The 10,110-nt window shown below is 65.3% G+C and carries 3 protein-coding genes; all 3 read right to left on the bottom strand.

The window, feature by feature from the left end:
- On the bottom strand, window positions 1-521 hold a 521-nt coding region (locus ACNFCI_RS18320; RefSeq protein ID WP_416768094.1), incomplete at its 3' end, for a hypothetical protein.
- Window positions 518-5,632, bottom strand: coding sequence for a SpvB/TcaC N-terminal domain-containing protein (locus ACNFCI_RS18315; protein WP_368829778.1), 5,115 nt, complete (start codon window positions 5,630-5,632; stop codon window positions 518-520). The genes ACNFCI_RS18315 and ACNFCI_RS18320, both read right to left, overlap by 4 nt.
- Window positions 5,632-10,008, bottom strand: coding sequence for a SpvB/TcaC N-terminal domain-containing protein (locus ACNFCI_RS18310; protein WP_368829777.1), 4,377 nt, complete (start codon window positions 10,006-10,008; stop codon window positions 5,632-5,634). Before ACNFCI_RS18310 ends, ACNFCI_RS18315 begins: the two co-directional genes overlap by 1 nt.
- Window positions 10,009-10,110: the final 102 nt, after the last annotated feature.

Below are 10,110 nucleotides of genomic sequence, written 5' to 3'. Positions count from 1 at the left end.
CTGATACCGGCATTGTTGCGCAGTTCCACCTGGCTCCCGGCCAGGTTCCGCGCCTGCCATTTCGCCTCGGCCAACGGCGCATACGTGTACTGCTCACGCACGCGCCCAGCCGGCGCGCCAAGCGCTGTTTCGGTCAACGACAATGGCCGGCCGCCGGCATTGGCCGCCTCGTAGGCAGCCGTGGACACGGTGCCCTGGGCATTGCGCGCCCACAAAGGCCGGCCTGCCACGTCGGGCAGCGTGAAGGCCGCGTCGCCATCAGCGGTATGCAGGCACAGCGGTTGGCCAGCCAACCCTGAAACGGTGACCGCATCGGCATTGCCGGTGGCGGTATTGTTCAAGGCGCGGGCACCGAACAGCCGCGTGGTGCGGCTGAACGGGTGGACTACCGTGCGGCTGACCAACAGGCGCGCCGGTGCCTCGGGGGCCGAGGGGGTGCGTAAAAAGGCCAAGGCCCGAAAGGGCGCAGCCACCGCCGGAGTGGCTGCATGCATGGCGACGGTTCCATTCGCCTGGTTCATGGCACCTCTCCTGTTGCCTGACGCGCCAACACCTCTGCCGCGGTATCGTTTTCATCTTCCGCTACCGTGAACCACGGGAAGGCCTGCGCCCGACGCTCGTACCCAGCCGCCGTCATCACCTTGAACTCGCGCCCCAACGCATCGTAGAAGTGCGTATCGGCATAGATACCGTCCCCGCTGACCAGACGCCAGTCATCGAGATAATAGGCGTGCCACGCCCGTACCGTGTTGCCCTTGTTGTCGTACTCGGCCCGGCCGGTCACGGCCCAGCGGATCGCCGCGTGCTTGACGATGGGCTTACCATCGGCACCGGTTTCCAAGGCGCCCTCGGCAGTGCGCACGAACGCTTCGCCCGGCGCGTTCAGCATGGCTGTCTGCAGTACCTGCCCACCACCGTGCATGATCACTTGCACACGTACTTGTTGCTGGGGATCGTCGTCGTAACGATCGGTCTGGACTCGAATGACATGGGGAGGCGTCCGTGCGGCCATGACGTCCGGTGCGGTGATCGCATCCCGTCTCAGGCACGCATCCTGCCGGGCCCGGGCCAGGCTGCCGCAGCGTTGCCCTGTGAGCTGGCCGTCGGCCGTGACCGCCAGGGGCATCCAGCTGTCGATGACGGTGGTGAAGGCTTCATGAACCGGTACTCCCTTGGCAGTATTCAACGCCAGGGCCTGCTCCACGGTGGCGGGCGGCGTGAACGGTTTGTCACGGGACGTCGAATAGCCAACGCTGACCGCTTCGCTCGCCCCGGCCGGGGTTTCGCTGCCATGAAAACGGGTGTGCTGTACGCGCCCCAGTGCATCCAGGGTGGCTTCGCTGGTATTACCGTTGGCGTCCGTGACCTGCACAGGGCTCAGGAAGCGCCAATCCAGGGCCGTCACCTGGGACGTGAAGCTCGAGCCATCGGTCGCGCCAACGACCGACAGAAGGTGCGGTGAATACGTCAAGGCAATCTGGGGAACCTGTTCATTTTCACGTACGCCCTTGGCGACCCAGAACATCGACTGGTCGTGGTACGCGGTGATGTTCTGCAAACCGCCCCAGACGTCCTTGACCTGCGGTTCGAACGGTACGGCCAGAGGCTTGTAGCCACCGCGTTGAAGCAGGGCTGCCAGGCTTTCTGACTGCACAGGTTGGCCAAGGGTGTCCCTTAGGGTGGCCAAGGCTTGGTGATGCTCCTGGCCCTCGGCCAGTGCGGCGGACACTACCTGCCAATACAGTAGATCTGGCGTGATGGCGGGGTCGATGAGCGCCTGTTTCAGCGCTGCAAGGGCCTCATCATCACCAGGGTGTTGGTCAGCATAGGCCTGCACCGCCGAACACAGTTGAGTTCGTGGGACGCCGCCGCTAGCGCCGTGGGTACCCAAGGCTGCCCACAGGGCGTCGGTCTCGATGGATCGCCGCCCACTGCTTTGGCCCTTCAGTGCCTCTTGCATGGCTTGCAGGGCCGCCTGGTACAGGCTGCCGCCCCCTGCCGATACCTGCTCCTGATGCACGGCGAATGCCATGAAGAGCTCAAAGAACACGTCCGGCGTCATGTGCGCCTGAACACGTTCACGCAAGCGGCGCAATACCGCCGGGTCGATCACGCCGCCGGTATCGTTCAGGCAGGCATCGACCAGATCTGCCAAGGTCTGGTCGAAGTTCGGCCGTAGTACCTGCAGGGATATCTCATCCAACAAGGCGGTTTCGGTCCAGGCGACCAGGCCCTGGCGCGTGGGTATGTCCAGTTGTTCGTTGCCAGCGATCCCGCGCCATTGGGTTTTCGTATAGCCGGAAAACACCAGGGAACCAGGCTCTGCCAACAGATCAGCCATCGCCAGATTGTCGGCAGTGAAACCTCCCTCAGGGAGTGGGCGGTTCTTGCGCGCCTCGGGATTACCGTCCGGGTGGGTGGTGCCCCACCAGACCAGATCGGAGCGAGCGTCCTGCCCGAGCCCCACGACAAAGTCGTGGCCTGCCGTCAGGTGGTGTACACGGTTGCGGGTCAGCGTGACCCAGCAATCGTATTGCTGAGTGTCAGCGGTTTCCTTGATCACGCCGCCAGGCAGGGTCTTGGGATAGATGTCACGTGCGCGTTCTTCGGCCTCGACCTGGGCGGGCGTCAATTGCCGTGGGTAGCTGATGCTCACGCTATCGAGCGGCACCCCATAGGCATCCAGCTGCAATACTATGTTCTGGGTCACCAGAGGATCGACCGCGATGCGCTCGCAGGCCAGCGACAAGGTTTCCAGCACAGTCACCTGGGTAACCGGATTGTTGCGGTCGGGCTTGCCATCCCGGCCGAGGCTGTCGCAGGCGCGGACCTGCAGGCGCTGCCTGGAGATGCTGTAGGGGGTCGCCGCTGCCGGGTGATCGTCCTCGCCGTACACCTCGGTGCGCATCACCTGGCCACGCACGGCCCGATACAGTTTCCGTCGCCGCTCGGCATTCGCCCCGGGCTCCTCGGGCTTGTCCGAACCCTCTTGCCAGGCGGTGAAGCGGATCTGGCCTTTGTTGAAGGCCTTGTCGATGTCTTCCCGAGCGTGCTCCAAAGGCTTGCTGTCGACCGCCTCGTTGCCGGTATAGAACCAGGTGCAGGTGCGCACGGGAGGGGACTCCACAACAGCACGGGCCGCGGCATTGGCCTCGCTACGGCTGTTGCGATCGGTCTGCACGACACAGCGAAAGCCCGCGAATTCACGCTCGCTGCCATCCCATACGCCCCCCAGGTAACGGGTTTCGCTGCCCAGCGTCAGCCCAGTGATTTCATTGATCTGGGTGACCGTGCGAACCGTGTGCACCGGAAACGGGAGACAACTGACGGCGGCTTGCCCGCTCGCCTGCAAAGCCGCCTTTTCATCCAGCCAGCCCTGGGCCGAGCTACGATACGCCAGTTCGGTACGGCCACCGATATTGTCGACGACTGTGGTCAGCAGCCAGGGACGCGTGGCACTGAAATTCAGCACCCAGCTGCGCGGCTTCATGTGCGGGACCGTCAACACCAGGCTGCCCATCCCCAGGCCTTGCACGTCTGCCACCTGCAAGCGCCAGGTGGCATCCGGCGTGACACCGGCAGGCGGTGGGATCACGCCTTTGTAGCGAAGCGCATTACCGCTCTGGTTGGCGAACACATGGATACCTTTTTGGCCGATCACCAGCAGGTCCGCAACGCCTGTGCCATCCGTATCGGCGAGGTAGATCCGTTCAGGGTCGAAGGCCAGGGCACTGCCGTCCTTGGCCCTGAGCAACTGCAACGAAAAGCCTGGCAACGACAGCGGGTTGCCGAAACGGCCATGCCCAAGCGATGGCCAGGCGGTGACGCCGTCGGCGGTGATTTCCACCAGGTCCGAAAGCCCTCCCCCGGTGATGTCACTGATCGCGACCATACGGGTACCATCGCCACTCGGGTGAGGCAATGAACGGCCTGGGTGGGCTACGGTCCTGTCAGGTTCCCACCCCTTCGGCCCGGCGGAGGGCCACAGGCGCACACTGGCAGGGCCGATCATCACCAGGTCGGTCAAGCCCGTGCCGGTCAGGTCGGCCTGCAGCGCTGCCGGGTGATCGAACTCTGCCGGAAAACGTGCGAAAGGCTTGAAACCACCCCAGCGCCCGTTCGGTTGCAAGGTGAAACTGCCCCGCATCCCGTGCACCGCTATTATCAGCTCGGGTTGGCCATTGCCCTCTAGGTCGGTCAATTGTGCCCTGCCGCCAAAGGGCAGCCGATGCAAGGGGGTCGCCGCAGCCCAGGTCACCCGGTCGTCGAGGGGAGCGTCGAAAAGCCCGGCATAGCCGGGCGCCATCTTGGACGCAGCGCCTTCGCCATCCCGAACCGGCGCCCGGTACCACCAGGCACCATCATCCTGGTAAAGCAACCCTGGGATACCCTCGCCGTAGAGGTCGGCCATTTGCCAGGACGAGTGGTTGAAGCCGTCCAGCGCAGGCACGTGTTGCCAGTGCGTCGCATCGGGTAATTCCTCAGGAGGCTCGGACAAAGCGAACTCCACCGGCGGCATGGATACCACCGTGCCATCGGCCTCGTATGCCAGTATCTGGGCGGCGCACAGTTGGGTGAGCAACGTGGACGATGCATAGCTAAGGTGAAGGCGCGATACCAGCTGCGCCGTCGCATCCTGGGAGGCGTCATCGGCCATCATCGCCGTGCGGTGCCAAAGCAGGATGTCGTGACACAGCCGGCGGGTGCGGACCTCGAAGCCGTAGCGGCGCAGCGACAGCGCATCTTCCCGGGCGGGCCAGGCCGACGTGGTGACCAGCGGCGGCGGCTGGTCAGTCGATGTACCGCGCTCGCCATAGTCGAACACCAGCAACGCCAGCCATTCGTTTTCCCAAGCATCGCCCGGGCCCATGCCAGGCCGCAGGAAATGCAGCGCCGGCGTGCGGTTCATCCAGTACAGGGTATCGGGGTACAGGCCGGCCACGTGCGGATGGTCGGCAAGCTCCTGTGCCGAGCATTGCTCGTTGTCTTCCTGACGCCAACGCCAAAGAATGTGCTCGCCTCGTGCCGTTACTGTCTCCTCGATATGCCACTCGGCCACACGCGAGGGGTCCTGTGGGTCGGCCAGCCTGGCATCGGCCGACCAACCGTACAGGGCCAGGCCGCCGTCGGGCGTGAAGTCGATCCAGAACGTGCGGCTCACCGCGCCGTCCGTACCAACCTCCTGCCAACATTCGATACGCGAATTCAAGCCCGAGAAGCGGTCCAGATAACGAGTAACGGTGTAGGTACCACTGTCGGTATCGGCAAAGGGAAGGCGCGTTTCGGTACGCACGGCCTCCTGGGCACGCAGCAGTTCATCGCCACGGGGCCCGTTCAGGCGGTCGGTGCCATCGTAACGGGGAACACCGTGTTGCGTACGCAGCCGGATGGCCGGTAGCGAAAGCTGCCAGCCCATCCCGTACACACCATTGCCGCCACCGTTGCTGTAGGCCAGCGCCAGTTCGGGCGCCAGGCCACGGGCCGGCGCTGCCGACACGGGCAGTGGAATGTGCCAACTGGCACCACCGTCCGGCCCGCCCACCGACAACGCCCCAGAGCTGCCGCCAAGGGTGCCACCGCCCTTGGGCAGGGATGGTGGTGTGAAAAAAGGGGTTTCTTGGTTCTCATTCATCATGCTTCTCGCTCTCGCAGTACATCATGGGCGGTGTCGTTTTCATCCTCGGCCACCGTGAACCACGGATAGAACTGCGTGCGCCGCTCCCAACCCGCCGCGGTGATCACCCTGTACACACGCCCCAGGGCGTCATACAGGTGGGTGTCGGCATAAACGCCCTCGTGGGCGCTGTCGTCGTAGACCGGGCGCCAGTCATCGAGGTAGAACGGCAGCCAGGTGCGAACGGGTTGCCCTTTGTTGTCGTATTCGGTCTTGCCAGTCACGGCCCAGCGCACCAAAGCGTGCCTGGTCACAGCCTTGCCGTCGGTGCCCGCCTCGAGCCCGCCCTCGGGCGTGCGCACCAGGGCATCACCTGGCGGGTGCAGGACGGCGGTCTGCAACAGGTTGCCGCTGCCGTCGCTGTAGGTGACGTTCAGGCGCACCTGCTGCTGCGGATCTCCGTCGTAGCGATCGGTCTGCAGGCTGCAGATGTGCGGGGGCACGCGCCCCTTGGCCAGGTCCACCTGCCCGAGCTTGTACGCCCTTGCCAAGCGTCGCAGCGCAAGCTCCCCGATGCGGGAGGCCAAGGGATGGCCCTGCCGGTCGCGCGCCAGCGGCATCCAGCTATCGGCCACCACGCGATGGGCAGTCGCCACGGGCACATCGCCGCCCTTGAGCGCAAGCATGCCTTCGACCGTTTCCGGCACCACAAAAGCGCGCCCACTGCAATAGCCGGTCATGATGCCTTGCTCGGTGCCATGGAAACGCGTCTGCGATACCCGGCCCAGGGCATCGACGACCACTTCCCGTACGTTGTCGTTCGGGTCGGTCAGCGATGTCGGTGTCAAGAAGCGCCAGTCGTAGCGCAAGGCGGTCTGCAGGCCGGCTGCGTCGGTCACCTTCGCCACCTGCAAGGCGTGGGGGGTCCACTCGATCAGCGTTTCTCCCACCAGCTCGCTTTCCCGTACGCCAGCCAGCCGATAGAAACCGGCGGCGCCGAGATAACGGGCCAGGCCATGGCGGCCGGTGTGCACACGCAGGCCATCCTCAGGCAGCGCAACGGCGTGATAACCGGCTTGTTCCAACATCCGCACCAACGCCTCGTCCGACATCAGGCTCTTGAACACCTCCACACAGGCTTCGTCCAGCATGGCGGTTTCGGTATAGGCAGCCAGGGCCTGGCGTATCGGTACAACGCTGGGGTTGCCCGCCTCGTCACACCACTGGGTACGGACATGGCTCGCCAGCGTGGCGTTGCCCAGGTCATCGAGAGGCCCCCCTGCCGACGACAGGCTTTCGATGCTGAAACCGCCCTGCGGTACCTGGCTTGGCGTCAGTTGCAGGACATCCGTGCGGGTCGATTCCACCAGGCCGACCACATGGCTATGGCCGGCGTCGAGGTTGTGCAGCCGGTTGCGCGTCAAGGTCAGCCAGGCGGGCTGCTGCTGAGGGGCGCGCGCAGCCAGTTCCAGGCCTTCAGGGAGGGTATCCGGATAGGGCGACGGCGTGGGCGCAGGCCTGCGCGGGTAACGCACCTCCACGGCACGCACCACATTGCCGTAGCGGTCCTGTTCGAGCACGACCGACTGGGAGACCACCGGGTCCTGCACGATGCGCTCGGTAGCGAAGGTCAGGGTTTCCACCGGCGTGACCAGCGCCGCAGGCCTGCCGGCATCCGCGGTCTCGTACATACGCACCTGCCAGCGCTGGCGGGTGATACTGTAAGGCTGCGAGGCCAATGCGCTGCCATCGAGGCCATAGGTTTCGGTGCGCACCGGCCTGCCCTTCAGGGCTCGCAGCAACCAACGACGTACCTCGCCTTCAAGCTCGACAGGCTCATCCTGGCCACCGGCATCCAGACGGGTGATACGCAATGGGTTGAGCGTAAAGTCGCCCTCCACCGAGCCTTGCCCTGCAAAAGCGCCTTCCTGGACGCCGTCATACGCTTCGATGCCGCTCAAGAACCAGCTATGCACCTGTGCGGCCGGCGAGCGCTGCACGCCGGTACCTTGGGCATCGCTCAGGGTGTCGGTCTGGATCAACCGGGCAAAACCACGGAACTCGCGCTCGACACCATCCCAGATACCCTGCAGGTATCGCATGCCGCTGACGGTACGCAAACCGCTAATGTCATCGATCGCCGTGACCCGGCTGAGGATGTGCACAGGGAACGGCAGGCGGCAGACCGCAGGTTTGCCCTGGGCCTTGAGCGCCGCCTTCTCATCCAGCCAGCCCTGGGCCGAACTGCGGTAGTGGAACAGGGTGCGGCTCCCGGTATTGGTGCACACTTCGGCAAGCAGCCACGGCCGGCTGTCGTTGAACCGATACGTCCAGGTGCGCGGTGCCATATGCGGCACGGTCAGCACCAGCTCGGCCGTACCCTGGCCACGCAGGTCGGTCACCTGCAGCAGGCAGGTGTCGTCGAGGATGACGCCTGCCGGTGCCGGCACGGACGGCCCTTCCACGAAGCGATTGCCCGACTCACTGATGAATACACGGATACGGTCTGGTGTTACATAGAGGATGTCAGTGGTGCCGCTACCGTCGGTGTCCCCCAGGAATACCCGCGACGCGACGAAATCGTTCACTGCGAAGCCTGGCACACGCACCGGCTCACCGAACCGGCCGTGGCCGAGGGATGGCCAATAGGTCACGCCCTGGCCGGTGATCTCCAGCAGATGCTGCTGGCCACTGCCTGCCGGGTCGGCGAATGCCACCAGGCGGTGCTCGCCGCCTTGCATGGGCAACGGCGTATCCCCGTCATAGCCTGTTTCGCTCCCTGCGCGCCAGCCCGCACTCGCGGCGCTGGCCCACAGGCGCACACTCCGCGGCCCGATCATGACCACATCCTGCAAGCCGCCCCCGGTCAGGTCGGCCAGTTGCGCAGAGGGGTGCAGCAGCTCCGTGGGCATGGCCTGCAGCGCGATGAAGCTGCCCCAGTGGCCGTCGGGCGACAGGGTGAAGCTGCCTTGCAGCCCAGGCTGGGTGACCAGCCATTCGGGGCGGCCATCGCCGTTCAGGTCGGTCAGCGATCCGCCGGCCAACGAAGGGGTCAAGGGCAATACCTGCGGCTCTCCCCAGGTCACCGTATCGGTAGTGGGTTCCCCCTTGCGCTCCGGTGCCCGGTATCGCCAGGCGCCGCCGTCCTGATACAACAGCCCGGGCACCCCTTCCCCGTACAAGTCGGCCATCTGCCAATGGGGCGGGCTGAAGCCATCGAGCTCCGGCAGTGCCTCCCATTGCGGCGCCTCGCGCCCTGGGCGGCTCAGTTCGAACTCCACCGGTGGCAGCGCCAGCGGCGTGCCGTCGGGCTCGTAGGCGACCTGCCGGGCCGCCACCAGCAGGGTCGCTATGGCGGACGGTTCATAGCTCAGGTGCAGTCGGGAAACCAACGTGGGGGTCGGGTCGCTTTCCCCAGCCATCATCCGTGTGCGATGCCACAGCAGTACGTCGTGGCACAGACGGCGGATCCGGTTATTGAACCCCCAACGCCAGAACGAAAGGCAATCCTCACGCACCGGCCATTGCGCCGTGCTTGCGAATGGCGGCGGCGTGTCCAGGTCGGTGCCGCGTTCGCCATAGTCCAGTAGCATCACGCGCATGAAATCGTCGGCACGAAAGGCCTGCTCCGGCACCAGCAGCGCGGACGCAGGCGTGGCGTTCATGGCATAGACGCCCGTGAGGTACTGACTCGCGACCTTCGGGTGGGCAATTCGCTCGTCTTCGTTGCAGCCGACGGCATCTTCACCGCGGTAGGTGTACACCACATGCTCGCCTTTGGCGCTCACGGTTTCCTCGGCGTACCAGCCGGCCACCCGCGCCGGATCGTGCGGGTCGCTCAAGCGGGCGCTGGCCGACCAGCCGAACAGCGTGATGCTGCCATCGGCGTGGTAGTTGAGCCAGAAGCCGGGGGACTCGGGAGCCGCCTGCGCGCGCCAATGCTCCAGGCGCTCATCCCGCCCACCACTGCGCGATACCCAGTTGGTCACGATGTGTGGCGCCGTTTTAGCAGAAAACGGCAGGGTCGCCTCAACCCGCGGCGCGCCCTTGGCGCGCAGGATTTCTTCGCCGTCCGGCCCCGCCAGGCGGTCGTCTTCGTTGTAACGAGGGATACCGAAACGGCTCATGCGGAACACGGCGGGTGGCGAGCAACTCCAGCCGGCACCAAAGGCATCGTTGCCCCCGCTGGAGCTGTAGCCCAGCGTCAGCTGCGGTGACAGTTCACGCCCGATAGGCAGTGGCAACGGCAGGGACCAACCCGCCGCACCATCGGCGTTGCCGACGGACAACATCCCGCCACCTGCGGAAACGGTACCGCCCCCCTTGGGCAGCGCGGGTGGGGTGAACAGGGGTTCACGGCTCGTCCCTAAGGGAGCGGCAGGTGTATCGGACATGATCTGACTCCGTGTCGGCCCTCCCGGTTGCCCTGGGAAGGTGAGGAAATGGAAGAAGCATCGGGCGTTGGCACCCAGGGTGATCAGCGCCACCTAGGTGCA

The organism is Pseudomonas sp. NY15356 (genome assembly GCF_048068175.1).
Lineage (GTDB): Bacteria > Pseudomonadota > Gammaproteobacteria > Pseudomonadales > Pseudomonadaceae > Aquipseudomonas > Aquipseudomonas putida_K.
Note: the sequence above shows the minus strand (reverse complement) of the source record. Positions and strands in the feature narration are given on the sequence as shown.